Source organism: Pseudomonas sp. 2835, from assembly GCF_050435905.1.
GTDB lineage: Bacteria > Pseudomonadota > Gammaproteobacteria > Pseudomonadales > Pseudomonadaceae > Aquipseudomonas.
In genome coordinates this window covers 1-24,014 of record NZ_JBNDLE010000033.1, presented here as the reverse complement: position 1 = coordinate 24,014, position 24,014 = coordinate 1, and the positions used below count along the sequence as shown (strand labels likewise).

General features: G+C 59.7%; 40 protein-coding genes. 10 read left to right on the top strand and 30 right to left on the bottom strand.

Annotated elements, in window-relative coordinates; translation table 11 throughout:
• Positions 1-48: 48 nt before the first annotated feature.
• From ABIE20_RS27175 to ABIE20_RS27040, 28 genes are all read right to left on the bottom strand, one after another.
• Positions 49-360: a hypothetical protein gene (locus ABIE20_RS27175; RefSeq protein ID WP_429508614.1), complete on the bottom strand. Its 312-nt coding sequence runs from the start codon at positions 358-360 to the stop codon at positions 49-51.
• Positions 361-396: 36 nt separating this feature from the next.
• Entirely contained in the window at positions 397-651 is a 255-nt protein-coding gene (locus ABIE20_RS27170) for a phage tail assembly protein T (protein ID WP_429508612.1), read from the bottom strand.
• Positions 652-680: 29 nt separating this feature from the next.
• Entirely contained in the window at positions 681-1,016 is a 336-nt protein-coding gene (locus tag ABIE20_RS27165) for a phage tail assembly chaperone family protein, TAC (RefSeq protein ID WP_429508610.1), read from the bottom strand.
• A gap of 9 nt (positions 1,017-1,025) precedes the next feature.
• Positions 1,026-1,517 (bottom strand): phage tail tube protein, encoded by a 492-nt coding sequence (locus ABIE20_RS27160; protein ID WP_010226196.1) that lies wholly within the window; start codon positions 1,515-1,517, stop codon positions 1,026-1,028.
• 52 nt (positions 1,518-1,569) lie between these two features.
• On the bottom strand, positions 1,570-1,938 hold the full coding sequence (locus tag ABIE20_RS27155; RefSeq protein WP_429508608.1) for a DUF3168 domain-containing protein: 369 nt from the start codon (positions 1,936-1,938) through the stop codon (positions 1,570-1,572).
• Positions 1,938-2,411: an HK97-gp10 family putative phage morphogenesis protein gene (locus ABIE20_RS27150; RefSeq protein ID WP_429508606.1), complete on the bottom strand. Its 474-nt coding sequence runs from the start codon at positions 2,409-2,411 to the stop codon at positions 1,938-1,940. Before ABIE20_RS27150 ends, ABIE20_RS27155 begins: the two co-directional genes overlap by 1 nt.
• On the bottom strand, positions 2,404-2,745 hold the full coding sequence (locus tag ABIE20_RS27145) for a phage head closure protein (RefSeq protein ID WP_429508624.1): 342 nt from the start codon (positions 2,743-2,745) through the stop codon (positions 2,404-2,406). The genes ABIE20_RS27150 and ABIE20_RS27145 overlap by 8 nt, the downstream gene beginning before the upstream one ends.
• The gene (locus ABIE20_RS27140; RefSeq protein ID WP_429508605.1) at positions 2,745-3,221 is read right to left on the bottom strand and encodes a head-tail connector protein; all 477 of its coding nucleotides are present in this window, start codon (positions 3,219-3,221) and stop codon (positions 2,745-2,747) included. Before ABIE20_RS27140 ends, ABIE20_RS27145 begins: the two co-directional genes overlap by 1 nt.
• 3 nt (positions 3,222-3,224) lie before the next feature.
• Entirely contained in the window at positions 3,225-3,614 is a 390-nt protein-coding gene (locus ABIE20_RS27135; RefSeq protein ID WP_429508603.1) for a hypothetical protein, read from the bottom strand.
• Between the two features lie 43 nt (positions 3,615-3,657).
• Positions 3,658-4,872: a phage major capsid protein gene (locus tag ABIE20_RS27130; RefSeq protein ID WP_429508602.1), complete on the bottom strand. Its 1,215-nt coding sequence runs from the start codon at positions 4,870-4,872 to the stop codon at positions 3,658-3,660.
• Positions 4,873-4,886: 14 nt separating this feature from the next.
• A complete protein-coding gene (locus tag ABIE20_RS27125; protein ID WP_429508601.1) occupies positions 4,887-5,762 on the bottom strand; it encodes a head maturation protease, ClpP-related in 876 nt (291 codons plus the stop codon).
• Positions 5,763-5,775: 13 nt separating this feature from the next.
• A complete protein-coding gene (locus tag ABIE20_RS27120; RefSeq protein ID WP_429508600.1) occupies positions 5,776-7,173 on the bottom strand; it encodes a phage portal protein in 1,398 nt (465 codons plus the stop codon).
• Positions 7,173-8,864, bottom strand: coding sequence for a terminase large subunit (locus tag ABIE20_RS27115; protein WP_429508599.1), 1,692 nt, complete (start codon positions 8,862-8,864; stop codon positions 7,173-7,175). Before ABIE20_RS27115 ends, ABIE20_RS27120 begins: the two co-directional genes overlap by 1 nt.
• A gap of 2 nt (positions 8,865-8,866) precedes the next feature.
• Positions 8,867-9,373, bottom strand: a complete 507-nt coding sequence (locus tag ABIE20_RS27110) for a terminase small subunit (RefSeq protein WP_258607401.1) — start codon at positions 9,371-9,373, stop codon at positions 8,867-8,869.
• Positions 9,374-9,521: 148 nt separating this feature from the next.
• The gene (locus tag ABIE20_RS27105; protein ID WP_429508598.1) at positions 9,522-9,860 is read right to left on the bottom strand and encodes an HNH endonuclease; all 339 of its coding nucleotides are present in this window, start codon (positions 9,858-9,860) and stop codon (positions 9,522-9,524) included.
• Entirely contained in the window at positions 9,860-10,048 is a 189-nt protein-coding gene (locus ABIE20_RS27100) for a hypothetical protein (protein ID WP_429508596.1), read from the bottom strand. The genes ABIE20_RS27105 and ABIE20_RS27100 overlap by 1 nt, the downstream gene beginning before the upstream one ends.
• Positions 10,045-10,338 carry a hypothetical protein gene (locus tag ABIE20_RS27095; RefSeq protein ID WP_429508595.1) on the bottom strand — a complete coding sequence of 98 codons (294 nt, stop codon included), beginning with the start codon at positions 10,336-10,338 and terminating at the stop codon, positions 10,045-10,047. The genes ABIE20_RS27100 and ABIE20_RS27095 overlap by 4 nt, the downstream gene beginning before the upstream one ends.
• 60 nt (positions 10,339-10,398) lie before the next feature.
• Entirely contained in the window at positions 10,399-10,596 is a 198-nt protein-coding gene (locus ABIE20_RS27090) for a hypothetical protein (RefSeq protein WP_429508593.1), read from the bottom strand.
• A 4-nt stretch (positions 10,597-10,600) separates the two neighbouring features.
• On the bottom strand, positions 10,601-10,924 hold the full coding sequence (locus ABIE20_RS27085) for a phage holin, lambda family (protein ID WP_429508592.1): 324 nt from the start codon (positions 10,922-10,924) through the stop codon (positions 10,601-10,603).
• A 30-nt stretch (positions 10,925-10,954) separates the two neighbouring features.
• The gene (locus ABIE20_RS27080) at positions 10,955-11,464 is read right to left on the bottom strand and encodes a hypothetical protein (protein ID WP_429508591.1); all 510 of its coding nucleotides are present in this window, start codon (positions 11,462-11,464) and stop codon (positions 10,955-10,957) included.
• 56 nt (positions 11,465-11,520) lie between these two features.
• Positions 11,521-11,709: a hypothetical protein gene (locus tag ABIE20_RS27075; RefSeq protein ID WP_429508589.1), complete on the bottom strand. Its 189-nt coding sequence runs from the start codon at positions 11,707-11,709 to the stop codon at positions 11,521-11,523.
• A gap of 153 nt (positions 11,710-11,862) precedes the next feature.
• Entirely contained in the window at positions 11,863-12,426 is a 564-nt protein-coding gene (locus tag ABIE20_RS27070) for a hypothetical protein (protein WP_429508588.1), read from the bottom strand.
• 10 nt (positions 12,427-12,436) lie between these two features.
• Complete coding sequence (locus ABIE20_RS27065) at positions 12,437-12,754, bottom strand: hypothetical protein (RefSeq protein WP_429508587.1); 318 nt, start codon at positions 12,752-12,754, stop codon at positions 12,437-12,439.
• A complete protein-coding gene (locus tag ABIE20_RS27060) occupies positions 12,751-14,052 on the bottom strand; it encodes a tyrosine-type recombinase/integrase (protein ID WP_429508586.1) in 1,302 nt (433 codons plus the stop codon). The genes ABIE20_RS27065 and ABIE20_RS27060 overlap by 4 nt, the downstream gene beginning before the upstream one ends.
• Complete coding sequence (locus ABIE20_RS27055) at positions 14,049-14,345, bottom strand: DUF1364 domain-containing protein (RefSeq protein WP_429508584.1); 297 nt, start codon at positions 14,343-14,345, stop codon at positions 14,049-14,051. Before ABIE20_RS27055 ends, ABIE20_RS27060 begins: the two co-directional genes overlap by 4 nt.
• 199 nt (positions 14,346-14,544) lie before the next feature.
• Entirely contained in the window at positions 14,545-15,924 is a 1,380-nt protein-coding gene (gene dnaB / locus ABIE20_RS27050) for a replicative DNA helicase (RefSeq protein WP_429508583.1), read from the bottom strand.
• Positions 15,917-16,636 carry a helix-turn-helix domain-containing protein gene (locus tag ABIE20_RS27045; RefSeq protein ID WP_429508581.1) on the bottom strand — a complete coding sequence of 240 codons (720 nt, stop codon included), beginning with the start codon at positions 16,634-16,636 and terminating at the stop codon, positions 15,917-15,919. Before ABIE20_RS27045 ends, dnaB begins: the two co-directional genes overlap by 8 nt.
• Before the next feature lie 201 nt (positions 16,637-16,837).
• Entirely contained in the window at positions 16,838-17,068 is a 231-nt protein-coding gene (locus tag ABIE20_RS27040) for a Cro/CI family transcriptional regulator (RefSeq protein ID WP_429508579.1), read from the bottom strand.
• A gap of 63 nt (positions 17,069-17,131) precedes the next feature.
• Between ABIE20_RS27040 and ABIE20_RS27035 the strand changes: the two genes are divergently transcribed.
• The 9 genes from ABIE20_RS27035 to ABIE20_RS26995 all read left to right on the top strand — a co-directional run bounded on the left by ABIE20_RS27035 (position 17,132) and on the right by ABIE20_RS26995 (position 22,161).
• Positions 17,132-17,911, top strand: a complete 780-nt coding sequence (locus tag ABIE20_RS27035; protein ID WP_429508577.1) for a LexA family protein — start codon at positions 17,132-17,134, stop codon at positions 17,909-17,911.
• A gap of 268 nt (positions 17,912-18,179) precedes the next feature.
• On the top strand, positions 18,180-18,311 hold the full coding sequence (locus tag ABIE20_RS27030; RefSeq protein WP_429508576.1) for a DUF1654 domain-containing protein: 132 nt from the start codon (positions 18,180-18,182) through the stop codon (positions 18,309-18,311).
• Between the two features lie 591 nt (positions 18,312-18,902).
• Positions 18,903-19,340, top strand: a complete 438-nt coding sequence (locus ABIE20_RS27025) for a tellurite resistance TerB family protein (RefSeq protein WP_128324889.1) — start codon at positions 18,903-18,905, stop codon at positions 19,338-19,340.
• A complete protein-coding gene (locus tag ABIE20_RS27020) occupies positions 19,337-19,540 on the top strand; it encodes a hypothetical protein (protein ID WP_429508575.1) in 204 nt (67 codons plus the stop codon). The genes ABIE20_RS27025 and ABIE20_RS27020 overlap by 4 nt, the downstream gene beginning before the upstream one ends.
• A 208-nt stretch (positions 19,541-19,748) precedes the next feature.
• Positions 19,749-20,132, top strand: a complete 384-nt coding sequence (locus ABIE20_RS27015; RefSeq protein ID WP_429508573.1) for a response regulator transcription factor — start codon at positions 19,749-19,751, stop codon at positions 20,130-20,132.
• A gap of 22 nt (positions 20,133-20,154) precedes the next feature.
• Positions 20,155-20,424 (top strand): hypothetical protein, encoded by a 270-nt coding sequence (locus tag ABIE20_RS27010; RefSeq protein WP_195883523.1) that lies wholly within the window; start codon positions 20,155-20,157, stop codon positions 20,422-20,424.
• Positions 20,421-20,945 (top strand): hypothetical protein, encoded by a 525-nt coding sequence (locus ABIE20_RS27005; RefSeq protein WP_429508571.1) that lies wholly within the window; start codon positions 20,421-20,423, stop codon positions 20,943-20,945. The genes ABIE20_RS27010 and ABIE20_RS27005 overlap by 4 nt, the downstream gene beginning before the upstream one ends.
• A gap of 78 nt (positions 20,946-21,023) precedes the next feature.
• Positions 21,024-21,428, top strand: coding sequence for a hypothetical protein (locus ABIE20_RS27000; RefSeq protein WP_429508570.1), 405 nt, complete (start codon positions 21,024-21,026; stop codon positions 21,426-21,428).
• A gap of 19 nt (positions 21,429-21,447) precedes the next feature.
• Positions 21,448-22,161 (top strand): hypothetical protein, encoded by a 714-nt coding sequence (locus ABIE20_RS26995; RefSeq protein WP_429508569.1) that lies wholly within the window; start codon positions 21,448-21,450, stop codon positions 22,159-22,161.
• A gap of 68 nt (positions 22,162-22,229) precedes the next feature.
• Here the strand turns inward: ABIE20_RS26995 and ABIE20_RS26990 are convergent, their stop codons facing one another.
• Positions 22,230-22,970 (bottom strand): hypothetical protein, encoded by a 741-nt coding sequence (locus ABIE20_RS26990; RefSeq protein ID WP_429508568.1) that lies wholly within the window; start codon positions 22,968-22,970, stop codon positions 22,230-22,232.
• Positions 22,971-23,154: 184 nt separating this feature from the next.
• A complete protein-coding gene (locus tag ABIE20_RS26985; protein WP_429508567.1) occupies positions 23,155-23,721 on the bottom strand; it encodes a hypothetical protein in 567 nt (188 codons plus the stop codon).
• A 52-nt stretch (positions 23,722-23,773) separates the two neighbouring features.
• Between ABIE20_RS26985 and ABIE20_RS26980 the strand changes: the two genes are divergently transcribed.
• Positions 23,774-24,014, top strand: a 241-nt coding sequence (locus ABIE20_RS26980; RefSeq protein ID WP_429508566.1) for a hypothetical protein, incomplete at its 3' end; no start/stop codon positions are given.

The following is a 24,014-nucleotide window of genomic DNA, read 5'->3' as shown; positions in this document are numbered from 1 at the left end:
CCAGGCATAAAAAAGCCCGCCGAAGCGGGCTTGATTAATTCAAATAAATTACCGGTATGGGTTAGCCGTATCGGTAGTGGTGTAGCTGACAACCTTTCCGGATGCATCGAGGATCACGCTCAGGGCCTGATTCTTATAACTGCTCCCAGCGAAACCAACGTGCGCATACCCCCAAGACATGACTTGAGTGCCGTCGGAGTTTCTGGCCGTTGCCAAAGGCGGGCCAAAGCTTGCCAAAAGCTCGCCCTTCGTTGTAACTCCCTGCTTGATAGCGGCGAGCTGGGCGTCTGTGACCGGCTTTCCATAAGTAGTACAGGCAGCGATTAGGCAGGCGGCGATTAGTATAATGATTTTTTGCATGGTTCCCTCCCGATAGAAAGCCGTGAATGTATCACGTCATGACCACTCGCTCATCGCCTGTTCCAGGGATGCCCCCGGCCGCTCCGCATGCGGCATGAAATCAACCAGCTCAGCCTTTCCGCCAGCACCACGATTGATCTGCAGCGCGATGATGGCCGCTGCCAGCTCCTGACGGCGCACCGGGTTCAGCGATCCATGCTTGTCACGGTACGCGACCCAGGCCAACACCTCCGCATAGGAGAGATTGGCCTTGGCCTCGACGATGGTTGTGCCGCCGATACCATTCAGCACCAGTTCATGCCACAGCTCGTCTGCCGGGGTCAGCTCTTTACCGGGCTGTTCACCTCGTTGACGGCATTGAGCAGAGCGATGCCCAGGCTGGAATCGAGGTTTACCGCGTCGTCGAACGGCAGCTCTTCGGCGCCATCCTTGCCCAGCATGATGCTGGCCGACAGGTAGCGGGCGTTCTTAAAACGCTCGGCTTCGCCACCGGCAAACATGGCCTCCATGACGCCGAAAGCATGGCGGCGAACATGCACGGTGAACTTGTCGGTGACCTCCTTGCCGGTCTCGTCGACGTGTTTCCACTCGACCTTCTTCGCCACCAGGGCGTCAGCAACGACGCCCCCTTTCTTCTTCAGTTGTGCGAGATCCATGTTGGCCCCTTAAGTGGTTTTCTTGATCCAGGCGGAACCGCCCGATCGTTGAATGCTGGCCGCGGTGCTGACCACGGCGTTAGCGGCGAAGTCGAACGGGAAGTCGGCGACATAGCCCTGAAACACGAACCAGGTACGGCTTTCTGGCAGCTCAAAGTCATCACCCTCAGTGTTTACCGTGGGGGCAGCGGTCCCGTCAGACCAACCTACGGCCCACTTGATGGTGGTATCGCCATCAGCTTCGGAGAGCTGGTGTAGCCGAATGTGGCTGGCATTATTGGGATCTGCGTTAACGGTGAGGGACGCCTGGCCCGGGGTGCGCAGCCCTTTCTTATAGGTGCGCTCCTTGGAGCTGAGGCAGGTGTCCTCAATCTGTTCGGCCGGTGCGCCGCCCGGGTTGAAAGCGGTTGCGCACTCAATCTCCATCACGGTAGACGGGCCGGTGCCGGTGATAGGCGGCACCAGGCCAAACACCTGCGTACCTTGGGTCAAAATCGACATGGTGGTCTCCTGTCGGGCAAAGAAAAGCCCGCACTTGGCGGGCTCGGTTGATTCAGCGGCGGACTATCCAGTCCACGTCGAAACTTCGGTGTCGGTCTTTCGTTTTCGGGTCGCGGTCTGTAGTGCCCCAGCGGACAACGTAGGCGTGTGGCTCGATGGCAGCGCACAGAGCTTTGGTGACAGCAGTGACTGCCCCGCCGGTAGCCGCGTAAACGTCCACCTGTAGCGTGAAACCGTCGGCGTCGGGGCGCCCGACCAGGTAGTTCTCCGGACTGCCGGTAATCAGCCCCCAAACCGCGTAGGGCTTCAGCGTGCCCTCCTCCGCTTCACCGAACGAGAACAGCCGGCAGTCGACTCCGGCGCCCAGAAGTGCGGTGACACCGGGATCTGCCGAGCAAACGGCGAAAATTGGCGGCTCCATCAGCCCCCCCTTAATGCGGCGTCAATCTCCTGGGAGAAAACGCCGATGAATCGATCGGTGACGGCGCCCAGGTTCTGCGAGAAGGATGGACGCATAAACGGCGCCGGCGGGGTGTGCTGGGTACCGAATTCGATGTACCGCCAGTGCCGGGTATCACCGCCAGGGTTACCGCTTGCATCCTTGCTGTGCTGGTTTGCCCCTGCCCCGCCGCGAATGCCGACCTTCATCACCACCCCGCCCTCGCGCCTGCCTTGCTTGCCCGATTCCTGGGTGACAATGTTCTTCCAGATCTTTTCAGTGGTTTCGGGGTCGTCGATGGCCTTGGCCCTGGACTTCGCATCATCGCGGACGATGTTCATCGCCTGGCGGGCAGCTTTGCGTAGCCCCTTGCGGCGCAGTTTCGGCGCGAGGCCGAGCATCTTCTGCGTCACCGGCACCAGCCCCTGCAAACGTGCACTGATTTCGTCAGCCATCCTTCATCCCCTTAGAGACCAGAATGGTCAGGTACTCTAGGCCGGAGCTGGGATCTTCCAGCGGCGGGCCTTCGATGCTGTAGATCTCGCCGCGGTAGATGATGCGCATGGCTGAGTCGATGCCGGGGCGGTATCGAATGACCATGCGCCCCGTGGCCTCTGACTGCTGAGCGCGGGCATCGACCCGGTCCCTGGCAGACATTGGCACCACCTGGGCCGGACATTTTGACCAGCGCACCACCCACTGTGGTTCGCCATACTCACCGGTCGCAGGGTCGCGAGGAGTGGTCTTCTCCTCAATGTCGATCCGGTGCCGCAGCCTCCCGGCCTGCATCACACACCCATCCGGATGCGATATGGCATCAGCAGGTGCTGGGAGGCCAGCGGCAGCTCGACAGCGGTCGTCCCAGTGACCACCTCCTCACGGTTGGCGAACAGGTGGCCAAGCTTCAGCAAGCAAGCCGCCTGGATCGCAGGGTTGAGCACCATGCCGTAGGCGATGGAGTCTGCCTGGTCGTAGGCGTCGGCCAGCGCCTGGCGAGCGTGTTCGAGCAGGCGGCATCGCAGGGTGTGATCCTGCTCTGCCTCCGCCGCCGCAACCGCCGCCGCGTTCGCCTCCCTCGCTTGCTGAATGCCGCTCGACACGCCGGCGCGAGCTTGGTCCAAAGCCACTTGGTCCAGGTAGAACCGGCGGTTGAGGAAACTCATCGCCGCATCTTCCGCTGCGCCAAGCTGCGCCTCAACGAGCACCTGGTCTTCTGGCTCGGCCAGCAGGTGGTGCATGGCCAGATCAATGGCGATCACGGGCATATGTTACTCCTCGGCCTGCTCTGGCTCGCCGCCAGCGACCAGCCGCTCAGCTTCAGCGGTGGCTTCTTCCTGGTTTCCGGAGAACTCGCCAACCTGGTTGCCATCAGCGCCCACCACGATGTTCTTGCCAGCGCCCTTGCGCTTCGCTTTGAAGGCGGCGACTGGCTGGGCAATCGGCAAGGTGACGGCTCCCAAGCTATCGGTGGTCAGCACGCCCGCGCCAACTGCATCTTCCTGCGAGATGGTCACCACCGCCTCGCGATCCGAGTTGTCCAGTTCGGCATAGCCCTTCTGGATCAACTGGCGCCCGTGCTGCTCGATGGTCTCGAAGGGCGTGCCCTCCACCAGCGTTTGGCCGCCCAGATACAGAGGTTTCAGGGTTTTCAGCTTCATGAATGCCTCCAGGGGCCGCAGCTTGTGCGGCCCTCACATTGGGTTACGGAGTGACCGGGGCGGCGAACTCACCGAAGATGAACGCTTCTGGACGCTTCACCGCCAAGGCTGCACGCTCTTCACAGCGGATCGAGATCAGGTTTTTCTCGAAGTCGTCGGCGTTCTCGGTCGAGATGACCACGTTGGCGTCTTCACGGTCGAACAACTGAGCACCGGTCTGGAACGCGCCGGTCAGGAACTTGCCCAGGAAAGCAGCGACCTCGGTAGCCACGACAGGCAGCCCCCACAGCACGGGGCCAGCCAGACCCAGCGGGTTGGCGAGGATATAACGGCCCAGCGAGTCCTTGGTCAGCTCGATCTTGGCCCAGTCCATGAAGTGCAAGACATGACCAGAAGCAGGCAAGCGCGCCAGCTGGGCTTGCAACATCGCCAGGCGGAGATCATCGATGCCCGACCGTTTCTCCACCTCGAATGCCGGGACGTATTTCGAGGCCTGAGGGACGATACCGTGCAGGTGCACGCCAGTACCGTCACCGAACAGGATCTCCTGCTCCTCGACGTACTTGAGGCCGTAGCGCATTTCAACGTCGATGGTCGAACCCAGCTGGGCAAAGTCGTCCAAGATCTGCTTGGAGGCCTTGAACATGTGGGCGATGGTCGACACCGCGGTGAGTTTCGACGCAAATTCGATGCTCGAGTACGGCTTGGCGGTGCCCTCGGCCACGACCTTGGCGGCGTTGGTGAAGCCGGTCTGCTGCACCCAGAAGATCGCCGGGGCGGTGGTTCGGCTAGGGGCGATCAGGTCGCGGATGAACAGGCGCTGCTTCGGCGCGGTGTCGATGCCGGGCAGGCGCTGGGGCTCGACGATGCCGGCGGGAACATCGGTGGACAGCAGGGCAGCACTGACCGGAATGTTGACGCGCTTGCCGCCCTCGATGCTGGCCGCGAACTGCTTGAGCGCTTCGCTCTTGACCACAACGCCGCCGAGGCTGTCCTGGGGTTGCTGGGTGCCAGCCGAAGGCCGGCGGGCGAACTCCTGTTCGAGCTCGCCCAGCTGGGCTTTCAGCTGCTTCTCGGCCTCGGTCAGGCTGTTGAACTTGGTCGCCATTTCGTCGACGGCATTCTTGGTTTCTTCGGACAGGCTTCCGGCCTTCTTGGCCTCGGCCAGCGCGTTCTCGGCCTGCCTGCTGAAATCGCTGGTGGCCTGCTTGAGCTCGTTGGAGACCTGCTTCAACAGGTCAGCGGTATTGTCTGCCATGGGATCTTCTCCGGTTACTTGAGGGCTGCTGCCGAGAACCGCGACATGGCGGCCTGTAGATCGGCAAAGTGGTTGGCCAAGTCGGCCTGGTTTTCGGCAGCGCTGCGCGTACCGGAGGGGGCAGCGCCAGGCGTACCTCCCTTGAGTTCTTGAATCAGGGAGCGGCGCTCTGAGCGAGGCATTCCCTGCTTGGCCAGGATCGTGTCCAGGCGGCGCGCCGCAACCTGCTGAGGCGCAATGGCCTGCGGGTCTTCCTGCGCCGCATCCGATGGGAGCAGGCCGTCCGCGAAGCCGGCTTCGACTGCCGAACTGCCGCCCATCCAGGTCTCTACGTCCATGAGGTTGCGCATCGCCGCGGCTTCATCGCCCGTCCTGACTGCGTAGATGTCGGCCAGGGTTGCGTCGATCTGGTCGAGGAAGTCAGCGACTTCCGTGAAGTCGTTTCGGTCGCCAGCGGCGATGGTCCAGGCGTTGTGGATCATCATGAAGCCGGCTCGGGCGATCTGGATTTCATCGCCGGCCATAGCGATGAACGAAGCAGCGGAGGCGGCCAGACCAAGCACCTGGACGGTTACCTTGCCCTTGTGCTCGCGCAGCAAGTTGTAGATCGCCAAGCCCTCGAAAACATCGCCGCCTGGACTGTTGATCTTCACGGTGATGTCTTTGTCGCCGATGCTGCGAAGTGCAGCGCTGACGCGCTTGGCGGTGACGCCCTCGCCCGTCCACCAGTCCATGCCGATCGGGTCGTACATGGTGATGGTGGTAGAGTCGTCACCGGCTGCCGCCTTGATCGCTGGATTCCAGCGCTCCATGGCCTTTGGCAGTAGGTCGGATTCGACACGCGCGTGCGGCCGCACCGCCGGCGCTGCCGGAAGGGTCTTCAGTGTCATGGGGTGCTCCGGGTCAGGCCGCTTTGAGCAGCGGCATCGATATCAGCGCGTGAGCCATCATTGGCCCATCGGGGTTTCCGGTTTCGAGGGCCTCGGAAGCCAGCTCGACCGCCTTGTTGATGGCCTCTCGGTCGTCGTTGTTGCGCGCCGAAACCAGCCGAAGCATGAATGCCGAAGCTGCCGGCGAGACGCCCGCGGCCGGCTTTCCGAGCTGATCCAGGGGGACAAGCGCGGACTGCACCGTGTAAGTATCGCCACCAGGGATCGGCGGATAGTTCTCCAGTCGGCGCACTTCGTTGCGAGACATCCAGCCATTTTGCAGGGCTGTGTTGTACCAGGCGCCGCGGCCCGCGTTGTCTGCACGCAGCAAGCCCTCCACCGAAAACTCGGCGAAGAACTCTTCAGCATCAACCTCGCCGATAAGGCAGCGGGTGATCTCCTGCTCGATGTTTACGAGCAGCGGCCGCAGGCTATTGGTGAGGAAGTGAAGGTTCTGGGCCTCAACTGAAGCGGCCCAGCTTGATTGCTTGTCCATGTGCCCGACCATGAAGGGCGGCACGCGAAACCACCGGCACATTTCCTCGATTCCGAACGCCCGAGATTCCAGCATCTGCGCGGCTTCAGGGTTCATCGTGATGCCCTGGTACTTGAAGCCTGCTTCCGCCACCATGATCTTGCCGGCGTTCTTCGACCCCATGAACGCCTGCATGCTGGCCCGAAGTTGCTCGCGCTGCTGTGGCGTGATCTTGGCGTCGCTGCTCAGAATGCCGGAGGCCTGCATGCCCTGTGCGAACACCTTCGCCGCGGCCTCCTCGATCGCCATGGCCGAGCCGAAGATCTCGCGGCCGGTGGTGACAGGGAGCATCCCGCACACTCCATCCAGACCAAACCCCCGGATGTGCATCAGGTTCTTCTCGGGAATGTCGCGCTCAACGCCATTCTCGTTATACGTGTACTTGAGGCGTCCGTTGTCCTGCCGTTTGACCTTCATGCACTGAGGCAAGAGCGGCACCAGTGCGATCACCCGGCTACCGATCATCTTCTTCTCTACGAAGGCATTGCCTCGAAGGCAAATGCTCGCCACCACCAGCAGCATGAAGCGCTGCGGCGTCATCTCGGCGTTCGGTATGCGGCACAGCAAGCGGTACAGTGGGTGCTCTTTGGCCACCTCGCGCGACCCATCCGGGAGGCGCCGGTATAGCTTAAGCGGGAGAGTGGAAACGGATTCGGACAGCAATCGCACGCACGCCCACACCGTGGACAGCTGCATGGCCTTATCGACCGATACATGCTTTCCAGATGCAGAGCTGCCGAACCACTCTTGCCAAAATGCGCCGTCCTTCAGGCCGATGGGCACCCCAAGCCAGTTTTGCAGCGCAGCCTTCACCCGGCCCGGTTTCTTCTCGGCCATCAGATTCCTACCATGATCGGGTTATCAAAGAAGCCCTGGATATCACCAGCGCCTTCGGGGTTGAGAGCCATCAGCGAAACAGCGTCAAACGTCGACATCAGCGGGTCGATCTTTGCCGAGCCGCTGGCCTGCTTGGTAATCGTGATGGCATTGCCTTGAGGTACGACCCGGGCATTGCCGACGCACCAGTTCATCAGTGCGCTGCCGCAGTGGGCCAGCTCGCCACCGGCCACCTTGCGCTCAGTCATCTTGATCGCGCCGTTGAGTTTCCAGCCTTGGGAGATAGCCACGATCTGCTCCATGACGATCCCGCGCTCTTGGGTGGTCAGCTCGTCGACGATATCGCCGATGCCTGCCGCATCGACGCCGATTGCCAGCTTCTCCGGCAGCAAGCCGCGATCCCTGATGTCGCAGATAATGTCGGCAACCTGCTGGACGTCGTCACCAGGTCGGTCAACGACACTTAGATCGCCGGCCCGCTCGAAGTCTCGTAGCGCGCTGGCAATATCCTTCCGCCGTTCAAATACGATGTTGTGCGCCCAGGCGTGAGACCAGTGGAGCCATCGACGTGTGACAGGTTCCCGGCCAAGCACGGTCAGGCCGAGCAAGTCATCAAGGCCGCCGCCATCAATTCCCACCGTCACCACTTCGGAGCGCTCCAGCAGGCTCTCCAGCTCTAAACCGGTCTCGGCAGCAGACTCCCAATAGTCGGCACCAGCCCACCGGTCGGTGCGCAGGTTGAGTCCGATCTCAATATTGAGGTGCTTCGCCAGAAACTTCTGCAGAGAGCCGTCGCTGGTAGCCAGCCTTTTCTTGAGCTGATCTTCGAGCCACTCGGCACTGACGGAAAGCCCCAGGTTCGGGTTGGTGATGTAGAAATTCTCGGGTTTCAGGTAATCCTTGTCGCTGACCATGCAGGCCGGGAACTCGTACAAGATACCCAGCGTTTTGAGGTCTTCGACAATCCCGTCCCGAACATCACGCCAATATTTCAGCCGCTCTTTAAACACTCCGGCTGGCGGCTCGTCGCTCTGCGTGGTCAGGTATATGACCCAACCCTCATTGCGCGACACCTGGCCGCCGAGGGCCTCCATGAACATGGCCTCGGCGCCGGCCTTCTTGCCGAAAACCCACAGCTCGTCCACCAGAACCTTGCCGGCCTTCTTGCCGGATACCGTGTCGGTATCGGCCGCCACTACCTTGAGGCTATTTTTGGTGGTGCGGTCGGTGATCGTCCGAATGTGGTCCTGGACGTGGAACATCGCGGATAGCTCTTCATCCGCCCTAACCATCGCGGCGGCCGGCTTGAAGGCGTTGTCTGCAACCTCGCGCGTCGGCGCCAGGATCAGGTGCTCCTCTTCCTCACGCCAGCAGAGTATCAATGCTGTCAGCATGATTCCCGCAGCGATAGTGGACTTGGTGTTCTTCTTGCTGATCAGCAGGCCGAACTCACGGATCAGCTGCTTACCGGTTTCGCTGTCGTACCCACCAAAGATGGCTCTGACAAAATCGAAAACCCATTCGTCGCAGCAATCCGCCATGCGCGGCTTGCCAGGCAGATCGGGAACCTTGAGCTCCTTGAAAATCTGCAGGGCTCGTTCGGCTTCTTCAGGGAAAATCGGCGGCGGAATGATCGAACGCCTTGAAATCAAGCGCTCTTCCCAATCGATGCAGGCGGTGGTCCATTCCATCGCTACACCTTCTTGCCGTTCTCAGCGACCAGCTTTGGTGGCGCCTGGCGGCCGAACTTGCTCGCAGCCTGCTCGGCGGCTTTCTGGCGCTCTTCCTTTTTGCCGCCCTCACCTTTGCGCTGATGCACAAAAGGCATGAGCGCTTTTGCCGCGTCGACGCGCAATTTTGGCTCGGTGCCCAAGTCATTCATCACCGCCAGGAGGAATGACTTGGGATCTCGATGCATCAAGGCCGCGCCAAGATCAAAACCGGCAGGCTCGACCTCGCCGACCGCTTCCGCCACGCCCGACTCATCCGCTTCGCCTTTAACACCTTTAACAGCCCCATTAACAGGATGCAGGGCGTTCAGTTTGTGCAGTTCGGCGATCACATCCGGGTCTTTTGCGAGCCGGGAACCAGCAGCAGAGGCAGTCTTTTCGGGGCATCCAGCCGCAATGGCCGCGTCGCGATTGGACGCACCTCCCCTCACCGCGGCGATGAAGTCGCGTTTTTTGGGTGTTAAAGCCATTAACAAAAACCTCAATAGGGAAATAAAATCTGCGCGTGCGGGAAGGGGTGGTCTAGAAGCGAAAAGCCTTGAACTTTCGACCCACCCTCCCCCGTCAAATCGGGGAACTGGCGTGCTTCAAGCCGGTGCGGCACGCCACTGGCGTGCATCAACCGATCAGGCCTGACGCCTCCTCGGCAGCCTTCACCACGTCATGGCAGGGCCGACACAGGGTTTGCCAGTTGCCGCTGTCCCAGAACAGCTTCATGTCACCTCTGTGCGGAATGATGTGGTCGACGACCGAGCCTTCAGTTACCCGCCCTTCGCGCTCGCAGTACACGCACAGCGGGTGAGCCTCAAGCCAGCCGGCCCGCGCCTTCTGCCATTTGTAGCCGTACCCACGTTGCGCTGCTGTGCCCTTGGTTGATCGCCATGAGTCAGAGTTCACCGAGGCAAGCCGGGATGGCTGCGCCTGCATGGGAGGCCTGAGGGAGGTGAGCCTGGCCATCAGCGACCGCCATAGACGGGCGCGCCACTCAAGTAGGTAGTCGGCATCTCGTCCACATCCTCGCCCTGCTCATCGGCCAGAGCCTGGATCAGCACCGCCTGGTTCCTTGCGATCTGCTCGAGCAACTCGGTCTGCTTCACCTGCTCGACCAGCATCCGCTCCAGCAGCGACACCTGGCGCATGCTCATGGCGCCACCCGAGCGTGTTCGCGGGCAGCGCTCTTGAGGTTGGAGATATCCACCTCAACGAACTGTGCGTTGGCGCTGATGGTGGGGATCTCGCGCGGCAGCACAGTGATAACTGCATGCCATACACCGCTCTCGACCGAAGCCTTGAGCTCCACACTCTTCACACCTTCCAGCTCGCTACCATCACTCAGCAGAACCTTGGTCCCCATTACTGGGTGGGGGCTGTCTGGATGGCTCTTTACTGCCGGTACGATCGTCGCCACCGCCAATGATTTGCTTGGCTCGCTCATATGCCACCTTTGTCCATTTGTTGATCCATTCGCGCCGGGCGGCGCATCCACTGCAAGCCATTACTCAGCCCGCCGCATGTTGAGCTCGCGTGCGATCTGATCGGCGCGCTCGCGCACCTCTATCACCTGGCCGTCGAACGTATGGACGATGGCGCAGATGCCGTGCCACTGGGAACTAGGGCCGGTCTCCTGAACCCGGGCAATGGCGCTCGGAGCCAGGTGGTGTTGGCGGCGGTTGATGTCAGTCAGCGTGATCATCAGGTCACCCTTGCGCTTTGCGAGACAGGAACAGGTCGGAGTAACCGCGCAGCTTCTCCACACCCATGAAGCCGACAGCACCGCCGGCAAAGGTGGCCATGCCCTGTGGCAGGCCCATCCATTCGAGCAGCGGCACCAGGGCCAGGGTGATGAGGCCGCACAGGGCGCCCTCCAAGAACATCTGCCGGCGGGTGCCACCGCCGTACACAACGCGCAGCGCGGCGATACCGACGGACAGACCAGCCGCATAGAGCTGCGGTTGGTGGGCAATCACCCAGGCAATCAGTGCGGCCCAAAGGCCAGGATCTTTCTCAGGCATGTGGGCCATCTCTGTTCCTCCCTTTCGGGGAGCGGGGTGTTATTGATTGGCGGTCAAAGCAGCTACCAGTAGAGCCTGACCTTTCACCAGGTCAGTACGAGCCAGGCCAGCCAGGCCGCCGTCAACGAAGGAGTGCCCCTTCAGCAACAGGTCGATCTCCTGCATCTTGACCTTCAGGTCGATCACCTTCTTCAGTACGACCTCGTCGTAACCGGCCCGGACCTCCTGGACAACTTTTTGCACTTCGGGGAATGGAAGTCCCGAGCCTACTGGGTGCGCTCGACTGCACAGGGAGTGCATTCCGCCGGCACCGACGTAAGTCGCGACATACACCATTCCCTCACTGTGGAAGACTTCAGGCCGTACACCGCCCCAAATCATGGGAAACAGTTCGCGCTGCTCAGTGTCCAGCAATTGACCGGTGAAACTCATGAATACCTGCGGGTCGCTCTTGGACAGTCGGTAGAGTGCCAAGGCCAGGCCGTCGAGGGCGCCGCCAACCACTGCATCAATCGCGGCCTGTTTGTCACGCTTCGCTTGTTCAGACATTGCTGGGCTCCAGAAACGAAAAAGCCCCGGCGAATGCCAGGGCTGTATGGATAGTGTCAACTACGCGAAAGGCTGATGCCCTTGGCTCGCCGCTTGTACTTGAAGAGCTTGAGCAAATGCCTCATGCGGGCAGCTCGGACACGCGCCCCTTCAAATGGCTCCGCCAGATTGAGCTGGAAATGCATCTCGTCAATCAAACACAGGCGGTACTTGTTGCGGCGCCGATACTCACGAAAAGCATTCATGTGGTTCGCCTGCCAGAAACGAAAAAGCCCCGGCAAATGCCGAGGCCCAGAAACGACAAAGCCCGACACGATGGCCGGGCTTTAAATAGTCAAATCTCATAACGCGCAAGATCGACATGATGGGTCTAATTTACGATCAAACCGCCACCATGGTCAAGCGGCATCAATGAATATTTCTTCCCGATCAAAGATCTCAGTTGCATGCACCACTGCAGCCTCCTCAAACACCTCAAGGCACTTTCCAATTCCGGTCTTCCACCGACGGCGAGTCGACTCCGGCTTTCCGTCCACATCCCAAGTGTTCATGTCGTAGAACTCAGCAGGAAGCACAATCATGTCGGTGGAGCGCTTGGCACCCTGTACCCCGCGCAGCCTGGGGATCGCCCAGGCGGTCACCGCCTTATAAATGAACAGTTGCGGTGCAGGCGAGCTCATACGACTGATCAGGCGCCCAATTGCGGCAACCTTGTTGGCCTTGTGCGTCGAGTACTTAGCCACCAACACATCCCATTGAGCCGGAGCCAGCTCACGGTGCAGCAGCGCGTGCAGGCAGCAGTCATAGTCAAACTTGTCGCGGACCGAGATGGTGCCGGCAGAGCTACCGGCGCGCAGGTCCGCATCGATCAGGTTCTGCCAGTACTGCTTGGTCGAGTTGTCGATGTTGTCGGCAGCCAGCACGCGAACAAGCGTGCTCATTACGTCTCTGTAAATCCCCATGTCCTTCCCCTCAATCCAATGTTCTGTTCGAACCGCCGGCACCGCGGCGGTTGTTGTCCTGGTAAATCGCCTCCGGCCCAACGGCCCGAGGTTGTTTCAATTCGTTGATCTGTCGCTGTGCGGCCTGCAGGCGCAGGTTCAGTTGCGTGACCAGGTCTTCCAACGGCAGCGCTTCCCCCGTCGCGGCAACCACCCAGCCCGAGGCGTTACATTGCACGCAGGCCAGGTCATGGAACACGCCCTTGATCACCGCTTTGCCGTGGCAGGCCGGGCACTGATCCAGCTCCACTGCCTGCTTGCGAAAGGCCGGTCCGTGGCTCTTGATCATGCTTTTGAAACCTCGCTATTAACAATTTTCGGAATTACCTTGCAGGCCACGTCGCTCAAGGGCTGTACAGGGTTTTGCGAATCTTCATATTGGGCACCTGTCAGGTTGTGAACCGCGTTGAATCCGCGTTCATCTAACCAGGCGTGCCACTTCTCCAGCGCGGCCAGACGCTGCTCCCGGGCCTGGGTGTTGATATAGGTCGAGGCGATCTTGCCCAGCGAGTGGTTCAGCAGCATCTCTCCGATGTGGCCGTCGATGCCCAGGTCAGTCCAGGCAGTGCGGGCTACCTTGCGCAGGTCATGGCTGGTCCACTCGCCCTGGCCCAGGCGAGTGAACACGGCACTGGCCTGACCCTCGCTCAGGGCCCGGCCACGCCGCGACGGGAACAGGTAGATGCCCTCATAGCCCTGGGCGGTCTGGGCGGCGCGGTACCGGCTCAGCATGGCCTTAGTCTGGGCAGTCAGCGGCAGCCGGTGCTCGGTGCGGGTCTTGGTGTGCTCGGCGGGAATGAACCACTCGTTGTCGGCCATCGAGATATCGGACCAGCGCGCCAGACGGGTCTCACCCACCCGGGTGCCGTGGCACAGCATCATCAGCGCAAGCATGGCCTCGCCGGGCTCGCTGTCGAATAGGCTGGCCAGCATGGGCACCAGTTCGACCAGATGCACGCCGCGCAGCCGGGCCGGCTTGGGCATGATCCGGGCCTTGGTGAAGTCGACGAACTTCAGCGCAGCCATGGGGTTGGTGTCGATCAGTCCCAGCTTATGAGCCTGGCGGAACGCGACGACCAGCAGGCCGAACAGTTGGCGCACGTAGGACAGAGAAAGCACTTCCTGCGCGGGCCACATCAACAGCTTGTCCAACTCAGGTGCCGACACGGCCCGAATCGGCAGATCGGCCAGCCGTGGTTTCAGGTGGCAGGCAATGGCCGACTTGGCGCCGGTCTTGCGTTTGGCCGACAGCGAGCGGTCGCGGCTCATGCGGTCGCTGTACCAGTCGAGCAGCTGGCCCACGGTGGCCAGGCCGCCCAGTGCAACGGCGGCATCCGGGTCACGCAGCAGGCGCTGACGCAGCGCAGGCAGTTCGGCCAGCACCGCGGCGGCGCCCAACTCGGGATACCGGGCGATCTGGTTCCAGGCCTTGCCCTTCACCAGGTACCACGACCCGCGCTGCCGGTCCTGGCCGAATCGCAGGTACAGGCCGGGGTGACGCGGGTCGCGCAGGTCATGCACGGCGGGGTCGGCGGCCTGCCGGCGGATTTCGGCGTCAGTGAACTTCACCGCGCGGGTCTTGCTCATGCGGCAATCACCCCTTCACGGATCAGAAGATCCTGGGTACGCATCACGCCTTCGGCGTGGTACTGGCGCGCGGTCACACGGTCAACAATCTTGCTACGGCCGTCGCATGCATCGTGACAGGCGCTACAGGCATGAGCACCTTGCAGGTCGTTCGGTTTCATGCCGACGCCACAGGTGCCGGACATGCGGTAATGGGCCAGCACGGTGGTTTCAGGGTCGCCGTTGCAAACACCTGGAATGCGCACCTGGCATTCCCGGCCGCGGGCGGCTTTGGTCAACTTGGATTGCTTCATGAGCGGTCGTCCTTGTGAAGATCAACAACGAGCCAGGTGGATGGCCACAGCTTGCCGCCATGAGCTCGGGCGACCTGCTCGTCTCGGTAAATGGCAACAGGAGGTTCAGGCTTGTCAGAGAGGCCGAGTAAGTGGCTGCGGCAGTACAGGGCCCAGCGGTACTCAGTGAGGTCGGGAGGAAGCAGCGTTGGACCGCCCATCAGAAGCGGTCCTTGTTGGCGTAACGGCCGGCCAAGCTGGTGACCTTCTCCGGCCTCGCTTTCGGCGCAGGGGCCCAGCCGGCGGCCAAGTTTTCAAACCGGTTGTACTGGCCGAGGAAGGCGGTACGAACGGTGCCCATTTCGATATCGCGGCCCTTGCCGATGATGATCTCAGCAATACCCTTGGCCTCGGTGTTTTCGTGGTAAACCTCGTCGCGATAGACGAACAGGATCACGTCCGCGTCCTGCTCGATAGCACCTGATTCCCGCAGGTCGGACGCGACCGGGCGCTTGTTCGGGCGCTCCTCGCATTTGCGCGAGAGCTGGCTGAGCAGCACCACTGGAATGCCGAGCTCTTTTGCCAGCAGCTTGCAGCCGCGACTGATGCTGCTGACCTCTTCGGTGCGGTTGCCGCCGTCACCTTCGACCAACTGCAGGTAGTCGATCATCAGCAGGTCCAGGCCGTAACGCATCTTGTGCCGGCGGGCCATGGAGCGGATGCGGCCAATCGAAGAGCCGGCCTTGTCGGCGATGTACAGCGGCGCGAACTGAATGACCTTGGTCGCAACAGCAAGCTCGGTGCCGTGGTCCTGGCACGCAGTGCCGTTCTTGACCAGGGTCAGCGGGATACGGCCTTCGGACGCGACTAGGCGGTCAATGAGCTGCCCCTTGTTCATCTCCAAGCTGATGACCAGGGACGATTTGCTCTGGCGAATCGAGGCCTCGCCGATAAACCCCATGGCCAGCGTCGTCTTGCCCATGCCTGGGCGCCCAGCGACGATGTAAAGGTGGTCCGGCTGCAGGCCGCCCATCTTGTCGTCCAGTTCCTTCAGCCCGGTGGAAATGCCGATCAGCGTTTCGCCGCGCGCGTGCCGGTCGTGCCGTTCCTGCCACACATCGAGCTGGTCGATCATGACGTCGCCGGCCTTGACGATATCGTCATCACCAGCACCGCAATCAATCGACATGGCGGCGGCCTGAACAGCGGCAATCTTCGCCTGGACATCCTCAGTGCCCTGGGCAATGTCCATGGCCTGCTCGCCCAGGCTGTACAGGGCGCGCTCAATCGCCCTTTCCCGGACGATGCCGGCATAGGTCTTGGCACTGGCCACGCTCGGCGTGTTGTCCACGATCTCGGCACAGTACGCCAGAGCCCGGTCACCATTGGGCAGGTTGCCGATCTGCTCGCCGACCGTCAGGAAGTCCACGGCCTTGCCCGTCGCTCGAACGGCCATGATCCCGCGGAACACTTCAGCGTTCTCGACGAAGTAGAACGATTCAGGCGAGAGGTCGTCGCTCAGGGTGTCGATCAGTTCGGGGCGAATCATCATCGCGCCCAGGAGGCCGTGCTCAGCCTCGATGCTGTACGGATCACGCATGGTAATTTCCCTCTACCACTTTCACGAAGTTGGTCGGAGCGACGAGCCAGTCGAAGTTGCACCGGAATGGCTTGTTGTCGCGGCCACCTACCTTGCCCATCAGCCAGTCACTGGCCTGGACCATGCCGAAGAAGTCACGCCAGAATTCAAGATCCTGGTGAACAGGGCTCTCGGCCCACCGAGCCTGGATCTTCGCTTTGCGATCCTTGTTGACCAGGACGACGCGAGGCAGCTCTGGCAGCAGCTCGTTGAACAGGTCGACGATCTGATCGACCGGGACTTGATTCGAACCATCGCGGGGGCTCGCGGATACTCCTGACGGTTCCTTGATGGTTCCCTTACGGTTCTGGGGGCAGGAGGTGCCGGGGTGGGCGGCATCTGGTGCCGGGGTGGGGGGCATATCCTGCCGGGGTTGGGCGGCATCTGGTGCCGGGGGGCATTTAGTGCCGGGGTCGTAACTGTATGGGCTGACGGTGTACCAGGTGGAACGCCCTGCCCGCATGTGCGCAGTGAGAATTTTGACCTCTTCGAGCCAGCGCAATGCATTGCGGACAGCACGCTCCGACAGGCAAGTGCGTTCAGCAATCCGAGCCACTGAGGGCCAGCAGACACCTTCGTCGTTGGCATTGTCAGCCAGTGAAATCAGGACTGCCTTTTGCGCAGGGCTCATCCCCTGCAGCGGCCAGCACACGCTCATCACGATGGTGCTCACATGGCACCTCTCGACCTGGCCACCTGACGCGACAGATTTGGCGCTACTGCGAAACCTGACGCGGGAGGGTGGGTGTTGCCTGTATCGAATGCGGTGTGCATAATCGCACCTCGTTTTGAGTTGTGAAGAAGCCGGTCTAGCCACCGGCTTTTTTGTGCCTGCGATTTGGGTACTGGATGGATCAACAGATCCGTGGAGCGACTACTGGCGGTGTGCCAGCGGATGGATAATTTGATTCGTTCCGGGGCGGTGCTGAGACGGGAATGGCCGAACTTCTTCTGCGGTGCAGGTTCCGTCCTCGTGTTCGGTGACATACACGTCGCGGCCTACACGAATTGCCTTGCTCAAGGCGCCTTGGGTCATGCCAAGCAGAACTGCCGCTTCGGTCTGCCCGTGCTTAGCGGCGAATTCCTTGATGTGGATGCGGTTCATGGACTTCTCTCGCGGTTTCTCATGACCAGATATTACCTATGGCATTTATCAAAGTAAATGCCAATGGCATTTGGTGAATATTACCGGCAGGAATACGATTCTCGGATGACCAAGAAAGCCCTAGACCCAGCCCGTAAAGCCGAGTGCGATAAGCTCAAGGCGATCTTTAATTCAAAAAAGCGCGACCTAGGGCTCACCCAGGAAAAGCTCGCGCACGCGCTCGACATGAATCAAAGCTCTGTAAGCCATTACTTAAATGGCGTTAACCCTCTGAACGCTCCCGCTGCATCGGCCTTTGCCAGGACCCTTGGTGTAGACGTTGCGGAATTCAGCCCTCGCCTTGCAAAAGAGATTGCAGAAATGGCTGAAGGCGCTGGGCTGACGACTACTACTGAGTCCTTCGACTCAAATGTTGAGCCAGCGTTAGGTCCTATCCGGTATTTCGAGTACCCGGAAATCAGCTGGGTGCAAGCGGGTATCGCAATGGAAGCTCTAGAACTGTCAAACATCGCCGCGTGCGAGACGCATCCATCGGACGCTTGGGCGGGGCCCAATGGTTTCTGGCTGAAAGTGCGAGGACCATCGATGACTTCACAGGGTGGCGTCTCGTTCATTGAAGGGATGGTGATCCTGGTCGCGCCTGGGTTCGACGTTGAAAACGGCCAGTACTGCGTGGCTAAGCTAATAGATTCGAACGAAGCGACGTTCAAACAGTTCATCTGGGACTCGGGCAGAGCCTACCTTAAGCCTTTAAATCCAGCCTTCCCCACTGTCGAGGTGGATGATGCCTGGACGGTGGTGGGCAGAGTCGTGGACGCGAAATGGCCTAGATCAGTCCTCTAGGGAGATCGGCTCCCTGCATGGAACACAGCCCGCCTTGGCGGGCTTTTTCATGCCTGCCTGCCAAAAGAGTACAAATGTGCTCTATCCAGTATTGCCATTTATCGATCAGTAAAATACTGTATGGATAAACAGTTACGGAATAGTACTCATGGCCAAAGCAAAGCCCCAGGAAAAGCCCGCGCCCACGTCGTACGAACTTCTCGCGATGCGAATTTAGCGGACTATTAATGCAACTGCAGCTCAAACCGCCAAGCGCGCTGTTATCTATATGGCCTCGGATGAGCTGCCTGAAGATTGGGACCAACTCCTAATGGACATCGACGAGGCCGACAACGTAACCCTGACTCATCGTGACGACGGCGGCGTGCTGGTGTCGTGGGTTGTTCCCAAAGAAGACTGATTTCAACGATCCCTCTTTGTCCGCCTCGTGCGGGCTTTTTATGCGCTCAAAAAATATTATTGCCATTGGTATTGACTGCAAATAATGCCATCGGTATTGTTTGCTCATCGCCGGATCGCACCGGCCAGGCAGCGAAAGCCGCCACCGCTCTTTACACAACTCGACCGATTCAAGCTCCTGCCGGGAAAGGCGTTAGCGAATCCACATAGCCATGCGGCTCCCTGGGATTGGCCGTATCGACCTCGGTAAGCGGGAGCGGAAACACCTGAATACTGAATTAGCACCCCGAGCTTCGGCATTGAGGGGTGCCGGACCTCATGCACCCTGCCCCGCTCAATCAGGGCACACAGAGCTGTAGCGTGCATGTTGTAAGGACCTGCGATCCATGGCGAACAGATGCTGATTGACGCCGTGAGGAGGAAGCTCGACGCCCACACCGACGAAGACCGGCCAGCCCTGCAATCAGCAGCGGGTAACTGGCCAGCACCGCTGACGCAGTACCCCGGCCTGTCGCCAGTAGCGAGGCCGGGAGCTTTCACCGATTGGCCTTCCCTTGAGGGTCAGACGGGAAATCAACCAGAGGAGCATCCCATGTTCGGTATCGGAAAGAAGCTGTTCGGCGCCAAGCGCGCAGTCAAGAAACTGGAAAATCGCGACCTGATGCAGGCCATCGTCGGTGGTTGCCTGCTTGTCGCCGCGGCTGATGGCGAGATCAGCAAGAACGAGGCAGCGCAGATCGACATCCAGATCCGCGCCAACAAGAACCTGGAGCACTTCGGCCAGGAGATCACCACCACGGTGAACCTGTTCACCGAGCAGCTGCAGGCCGGCTTCCGCTTGGGCCGCATGAACATCATGCGCGAGATCGCGGACATCAAGAACAACCCGCTCGATGCTGAAGAGGTGTTCGTCAACATGATCACTGTGGCCGAAGGCGACGGCAGCATCAGCCCTGAAGAGCTGAAGGTGCTGGCCGAGATCGGCACCCAGCTGGGCCTGCGCCTTAAAGACTTCGGTATCGACGCTTGAAGAAGAAGCGCGTCGGACTGGTGGCCGCGGCGGGTATCTGCCTGGCAGTGGTTGCCGTCAGCGCCGCATTCAACTGGTCCTCCTGCGCCTGGTACGGCTATCAAACAGAGCGCCAAACTCGATTCGCGCCCTACGTCGGCTGCATGGTTAAAACCGGCACCGCCTGGGTGCCCCGCAGCGAGTTGCGCACCCAGCAGTAACAACCAGCGCCACGTCAGCCCTGACGTTAACTGCCCGATCACCTGGTTCCCCCATCACCAGGCTGCATCGGCGTGTGATCTGAATGCGCAGGCTGATGCGTAAACCGCACCTCGTCTGGCAGCTACTGAGGCATATCGAGTTAGGCGCCAATGCCGGAGATCAGCGCCGGCCAGATCACACACCAATGCAGCCCACCGAGGACACATTATGGAAACGATCATAAGCGGCACATGGAAGGGCCACCTCGGTTGTGGCCTTGCTCCACGCGAACTGGAATGCGTCCTGGCAACAGCCCAGGGCATGACTGGGAAAGAGATTGCCCAGCTGATCAACATCGCACCCGGCACCGTGAAGAAGCGCCTTGAGGCAGCCATGTTCAAGCTCGGCGTTCACCGCCGCGCCGCCTTGGTCGCCGAGGCCATGAAGCGCCAGATCATCAGCCCGATGTGCATCCTGCTGGTCGGGTTGATGGCTATGCACGCTGTCATGGGCGACACCGACCCGATGCGCCGCGACCGCCGTGTGCCTGAGCGTCGTATTGCCCAGGTCCGAATCATCCGCAAGGCCGAATCCTTCGACCTGCACGCCTGACACCCACCCCGAGGAGCTCACCATGCACCCAGCCATGCAGCAGCGCGTGGACGGCCTGGCCGCCCTGCGCGAACGCACCATCCTGGCCACCGCTGACTTCTACGCCAAGATCGGCCTTCCCGCTCCAGCGACTGAGCCGCGGTACAAGGCCGTAGCCAAGGGCAAGGCGTGGCATATCGTCGATGTGCAGACTGGCAAGACCCGCTGCTTCTGCTTCACCTACAAGGCGGCCCTGCGGTTTGTTGATGCTCTGGAGGCAGCTGCAACACGCAAGCTGGTGGGGCGGCAATGATCGGCGATCCTATCCCCAATCAGCGCCAGCAGGTGCTGGACCAGCTCAGCGCCAGCATTGATCAGTTCTTTGCCTGCGGCGGCAAGCCAACGGAGTTGCCCGGACCTTCGTTCGAGCCACGCCCTACCCGGCCGATTGCCGCTGATGCAGTTGTCGAGGAATGCGGCCCGCCGAAGACTGGCAGCCGTGCAGAGATCGACCTGATACGCAACCTGGCCAAGACCCACACCTTCACCGAGGCCGTTGAGGCCAGCGGCATCGAGCGTGCCCGGCTTCTCCGGCTGTCAAAGGCGCACCTGATCACCTTCCTGGTCAGCAGCACCGAGCGCAGAGCCCGGGCCGCGACTAAGAAGAAGCGCGATGAGCAGCGCGCCAAGCACGGCGAGCAGGTCAAGGCCCTGGCCGGTACCGGCACCACCCGGAACCAAGTGGTGCAGAAGCTTGGCATCAGCTACGGATACCTGGTTCGACTGATCAATGATCAAGGCATCGATTTCCCTTTGCGTGGGAAGCTGAAGTGAAGCGCATGAACCGCGTCCGGCATGGCCGGCGCCAGCAATGGATCAACATGCCGCCCAGCGGCTTGAGAGGTGTCGGCAATGGCCGAGAAGAAGACAGGGGCAGCCAAGCACTCGGCGGACTACCGCGACAGGAAGAAGGCCGAGGCCCAACGCTTTGGCATCGAGACGCTGGCTGTGGAAATGGCTGCCGGGACCAGAGCCGGAATGACGGGAGCAATGAAAGCTCACGGCTACACCCAGCTGCAGGAGCTGCTGCAGAACCTGCACCGGTCGTTCCTGGCTGCCTCGCCTGAAGAGCAAGCGCGTCGACTGCAACAACATGACGCGCCAGCTTTTGAGATATCGCCAAAGCTAGCGCGCCAGTTTGAGCTGGCCAGTCAAGCCGAACTAAAGCGTGACCCTGGCGACCAGATCATCAAACCAAAACTCCTTCCGCACGGCCAGCGACAGTGTAACGCCGTGCAGCTCGACATCCTGAATTGACCAATCCCTGGAGAATGACATGGCATATCTTGCCCGGGTCAACCCAAAGTACTTCGCAGCCATCTACCAGTGCGCTGCGCAAAACGATGTTCGCTACTACCTCAACGCAGTGCACATCGAGGCCCACGCCTCCGGTGGTGTGGTGATCGTCGCCACCAACGGCCACTTCATGGGTGCCATCCACGACCCTGACGGCTGGATCGCACCTGGTGTCTCCTCTATCTTGGTTGGCGCAGTCTCGAAACGCTTGCTGTCGGCCTGTATTGCTCGCCGAGGACCAGATCTGGAGCCGCCGGCTGTGCTCTGGATCGCCGAGAAGTACTCACTGCTGTCCAGCATGGTCGACACCTCAGAGGAGCCTGAGCTGTTCGGTCAGCACGCCCACCTGACAGAGCGCACCGAACTGGTCGACGGGCAGTTCCCGAACTGGCGGCGCGTGATCCCCGCCAAGCGCCAGCCGTTCGAAGGCCAGTTCCCGTGCATCAACGGCGAGTACCTGGGGGTGTTCAACAAGATCGGGGTAATGCTCTCGGGCCAGAAGCGCTTCGGCGGCGGCGGGATGCACCTGGAGGCAAGCGCCGAAAACGCCCAAATCGTCGTGCGCTTCAACGCTTTCGACCTGATCGATCGCTTCGTTGGCGTATTGATGCCAATGAGGGGCGACAGCGTGAAGACGATCCTGCCTGGCTGGGCCATGACCGAAGCGCAGACCGTCGAAACAAAAGCCGCCTGAACATCTGGCGCTGCCCGCCAGCGCCTAGCACTTCTTTACCAACTAAGCGACGCAGCCAAGTTGGATGGCTAGGCAGGCTTTTTAGCCTGGAACCCTACAATAACATCAAAAACTTTAAAATCTAAAGCTTCGAAGCGCAACGTACATATAAGCAGAACAAACCAGAAAAACGCCAAGAACAGCCCTACGTATATTGGTATCCTGCTGGCAGAAAACTGCTGCATTATTATTTTATTAATTATCCTTCTTTTAAACGGATGAGCCCCAAGACTTTTTTTAATCTCATCCTTGTTATAGTTCTCCTTAAAAAGATGAACAAGCAAATCTCTTCTCTTCAGTCTTGACTGAACAACTGGATCGACACTTAATTCCGAGTCAGAAATCTTGTTATTTAGCTTTCCGTGTGCTTTAATCATATTGACCAATTCAACTTCAGCCTGCCTGGTGTTTACCTCCCAATGAGCCTGCCAATACTTCGCTCCGGAAGCCATTCCCGCCTGCAATAGAGAAACCACTAAACCAACTGCACACACAACAAAGCTGACTATTGGGATTTGACCGGCGGACTGGCACACCCCAGCGAACAGCACCCCTTGAAATATCATAAAAAAGTTATTTCGCTGTACAAGCTGCGTTATCTCGAAATTCCTTAACTCTAAACACAGCTCGTAAATTCTTGTCCATGCCTTTAATTCGTCTGCGGCAAAATTTATCGCATCGTCAGCAGTATTCACGTTGAGTCCGGAGCTCTCCAGATGCTGTTGCCTCTGTAGCTCCTGTCGGTGTGCAAGGGGTTTATCTTCAGCCATTTCCAAGTCCTTTAAGAAAAGTAATTTATGTCCATAGTTAAGAGAAAAAGCATCAACTCTGTTGGGAGCCCGCGAATTATCTGTCAGTCCATTTGCGGCGCCGCTTCGGCGGGTGGGCCGGTACGCCGCAACGAAAAGACCCCGGCTTGATCATCTTTCTGCGATTTAGCAGAAAGTCAGCATCTCACTCATTAGAAAAAGTTATTCGCATTGAGCTACTTTCAAATTTTCTAAAAGGTTTGTCGCCAAGACCGGCTGCCTGATGGAGCTCTACCACCAATTCGACCACGGAATTGTGTACCGCCTCAACATTATCCAAAACTAAAAATTTCTGCCATCCCGTACGTATCTTTGTGCACCCTGGCCATAAGACATTGTCGGAAACTTCATTTATCTCATGCGTCTTAGTACGACCATGGGCCATGGTGTTTCTGAATTCGATCACCCCAGTTACTAGTGGATATGCATCCCTAATGGCTGTATCACCCAAACCAATGGTGGACCTTAGCTTTTCGTACTTCTTCCACGTCGGAGTACGATCTGAGTTTTCTCCCCACTCTGGATATCCTTTGATCACCCCCAAATGATTCACATACGCTTCAACAACAAAAGATAACATTACTGATGCATTGAGTAGATTATAGAACTGCCCAATTTCACTTTGTCGAGCACTCTCTAATGAAATTTGAGCAGATTTGTACAGATAAACAAATGTATTGACCTCTGACGTCCCGGTCGAAACCACAGCCATCACTGTGTCCCCTTAAAGATTTTCCACGAGTGTATCAGCGCGAGGTATCCCCATGCCCACAGAAAACCGATCCAGCAACACCGAACAGATGGTCAGCGCGCCGCGCGATGAAGTTGAGCGCCTGGTGAAGCTGCTGCAGTACCAAGCCCATCCATACCCATCGCCTCATGCTGAGTTCTGGCAGGGCCTACTTGATGCGCCAGCCGCCCAGCACCAGGGTGAGCCGATGAAGCCATACGGCTACCTTCGCGAGGTAGATGGGCGGTGCCAACTATCAGTCGGGCCAGAGCGGC

Excerpts from the sequence above, each read along its gene's own strand:
- ABIE20_RS26985 (WP_429508567.1), bottom strand. The coding sequence starts at position 23,721 with ATGGCTGTGGTTTCGACCGGGACGTCAGAGGTCAATACATTTGTTTAT.
- ABIE20_RS27035 (WP_429508577.1), top strand. The coding sequence starts at position 17,132 with ATGGCATTTGGTGAATATTACCGGCAGGAATACGATTCTCGGATGACC.
- ABIE20_RS27155 (WP_429508608.1), bottom strand. The coding sequence starts at position 1,938 with ATGGAGCCGCCAATTTTCGCCGTTTGCTCGGCAGATCCCGGTGTCACC.
- ABIE20_RS27160 (WP_010226196.1), bottom strand. The coding sequence starts at position 1,517 with ATGTCGATTTTGACCCAAGGTACGCAGGTGTTTGGCCTGGTGCCGCCT.
- ABIE20_RS27070 (WP_429508588.1), bottom strand. The coding sequence starts at position 12,426 with ATGGGGATTTACAGAGACGTAATGAGCACGCTTGTTCGCGTGCTGGCT.
- ABIE20_RS27165 (WP_429508610.1), bottom strand. The coding sequence starts at position 1,016 with ATGGATCTCGCACAACTGAAGAAGAAAGGGGGCGTCGTTGCTGACGCC.
- ABIE20_RS27025 (WP_128324889.1), top strand. The coding sequence starts at position 18,903 with ATGTTCGGTATCGGAAAGAAGCTGTTCGGCGCCAAGCGCGCAGTCAAG.
- ABIE20_RS27110 (WP_258607401.1), bottom strand. The coding sequence starts at position 9,373 with ATGGCTTTAACACCCAAAAAACGCGACTTCATCGCCGCGGTGAGGGGA.
- ABIE20_RS27130 (WP_429508602.1), bottom strand. The coding sequence starts at position 4,872 with ATGGCAGACAATACCGCTGACCTGTTGAAGCAGGTCTCCAACGAGCTC.
- ABIE20_RS27000 (WP_429508570.1), top strand. The coding sequence starts at position 21,024 with ATGGCCGAGAAGAAGACAGGGGCAGCCAAGCACTCGGCGGACTACCGC.
- ABIE20_RS27105 (WP_429508598.1), bottom strand. The coding sequence starts at position 9,860 with ATGGCCAGGCTCACCTCCCTCAGGCCTCCCATGCAGGCGCAGCCATCC.
- dnaB (WP_429508583.1), bottom strand. The coding sequence starts at position 15,924 with ATGCGTGATCCGTACAGCATCGAGGCTGAGCACGGCCTCCTGGGCGCG.
- ABIE20_RS27010 (WP_195883523.1), top strand. The coding sequence starts at position 20,155 with ATGCACCCAGCCATGCAGCAGCGCGTGGACGGCCTGGCCGCCCTGCGC.
- ABIE20_RS27005 (WP_429508571.1), top strand. The coding sequence starts at position 20,421 with ATGATCGGCGATCCTATCCCCAATCAGCGCCAGCAGGTGCTGGACCAG.
- ABIE20_RS27145 (WP_429508624.1), bottom strand. The coding sequence starts at position 2,745 with ATGCAGGCCGGGAGGCTGCGGCACCGGATCGACATTGAGGAGAAGACC.
- ABIE20_RS27100 (WP_429508596.1), bottom strand. The coding sequence starts at position 10,048 with ATGAGCATGCGCCAGGTGTCGCTGCTGGAGCGGATGCTGGTCGAGCAG.
- ABIE20_RS27095 (WP_429508595.1), bottom strand. The coding sequence starts at position 10,338 with ATGAGCGAGCCAAGCAAATCATTGGCGGTGGCGACGATCGTACCGGCA.
- ABIE20_RS27115 (WP_429508599.1), bottom strand. The coding sequence starts at position 8,864 with ATGGAATGGACCACCGCCTGCATCGATTGGGAAGAGCGCTTGATTTCA.
- ABIE20_RS27175 (WP_429508614.1), bottom strand. The coding sequence starts at position 360 with ATGCAAAAAATCATTATACTAATCGCCGCCTGCCTAATCGCTGCCTGT.
- ABIE20_RS26990 (WP_429508568.1), bottom strand. The coding sequence starts at position 22,970 with ATGGCTGAAGATAAACCCCTTGCACACCGACAGGAGCTACAGAGGCAA.
- ABIE20_RS26995 (WP_429508569.1), top strand. The coding sequence starts at position 21,448 with ATGGCATATCTTGCCCGGGTCAACCCAAAGTACTTCGCAGCCATCTAC.
- ABIE20_RS27125 (WP_429508601.1), bottom strand. The coding sequence starts at position 5,762 with ATGACACTGAAGACCCTTCCGGCAGCGCCGGCGGTGCGGCCGCACGCG.
- ABIE20_RS27135 (WP_429508603.1), bottom strand. The coding sequence starts at position 3,614 with ATGAAGCTGAAAACCCTGAAACCTCTGTATCTGGGCGGCCAAACGCTG.
- ABIE20_RS27120 (WP_429508600.1), bottom strand. The coding sequence starts at position 7,173 with ATGGCCGAGAAGAAACCGGGCCGGGTGAAGGCTGCGCTGCAAAACTGG.
- ABIE20_RS27040 (WP_429508579.1), bottom strand. The coding sequence starts at position 17,068 with ATGAACCGCATCCACATCAAGGAATTCGCCGCTAAGCACGGGCAGACC.
- ABIE20_RS27085 (WP_429508592.1), bottom strand. The coding sequence starts at position 10,924 with ATGGCCCACATGCCTGAGAAAGATCCTGGCCTTTGGGCCGCACTGATT.
- ABIE20_RS27015 (WP_429508573.1), top strand. The coding sequence starts at position 19,749 with ATGGAAACGATCATAAGCGGCACATGGAAGGGCCACCTCGGTTGTGGC.
- ABIE20_RS27030 (WP_429508576.1), top strand. The coding sequence starts at position 18,180 with ATGGCCTCGGATGAGCTGCCTGAAGATTGGGACCAACTCCTAATGGAC.
- ABIE20_RS27065 (WP_429508587.1), bottom strand. The coding sequence starts at position 12,754 with ATGATCAAGAGCCACGGACCGGCCTTTCGCAAGCAGGCAGTGGAGCTG.
- ABIE20_RS27090 (WP_429508593.1), bottom strand. The coding sequence starts at position 10,596 with ATGATCACGCTGACTGACATCAACCGCCGCCAACACCACCTGGCTCCG.
- ABIE20_RS27075 (WP_429508589.1), bottom strand. The coding sequence starts at position 11,709 with ATGAATGCTTTTCGTGAGTATCGGCGCCGCAACAAGTACCGCCTGTGT.
- ABIE20_RS27055 (WP_429508584.1), bottom strand. The coding sequence starts at position 14,345 with ATGAAGCAATCCAAGTTGACCAAAGCCGCCCGCGGCCGGGAATGCCAG.
- ABIE20_RS27150 (WP_429508606.1), bottom strand. The coding sequence starts at position 2,411 with ATGGCTGACGAAATCAGTGCACGTTTGCAGGGGCTGGTGCCGGTGACG.
- ABIE20_RS27080 (WP_429508591.1), bottom strand. The coding sequence starts at position 11,464 with ATGTCTGAACAAGCGAAGCGTGACAAACAGGCCGCGATTGATGCAGTG.
- ABIE20_RS27060 (WP_429508586.1), bottom strand. The coding sequence starts at position 14,052 with ATGAGCAAGACCCGCGCGGTGAAGTTCACTGACGCCGAAATCCGCCGG.
- ABIE20_RS27140 (WP_429508605.1), bottom strand. The coding sequence starts at position 3,221 with ATGCCCGTGATCGCCATTGATCTGGCCATGCACCACCTGCTGGCCGAG.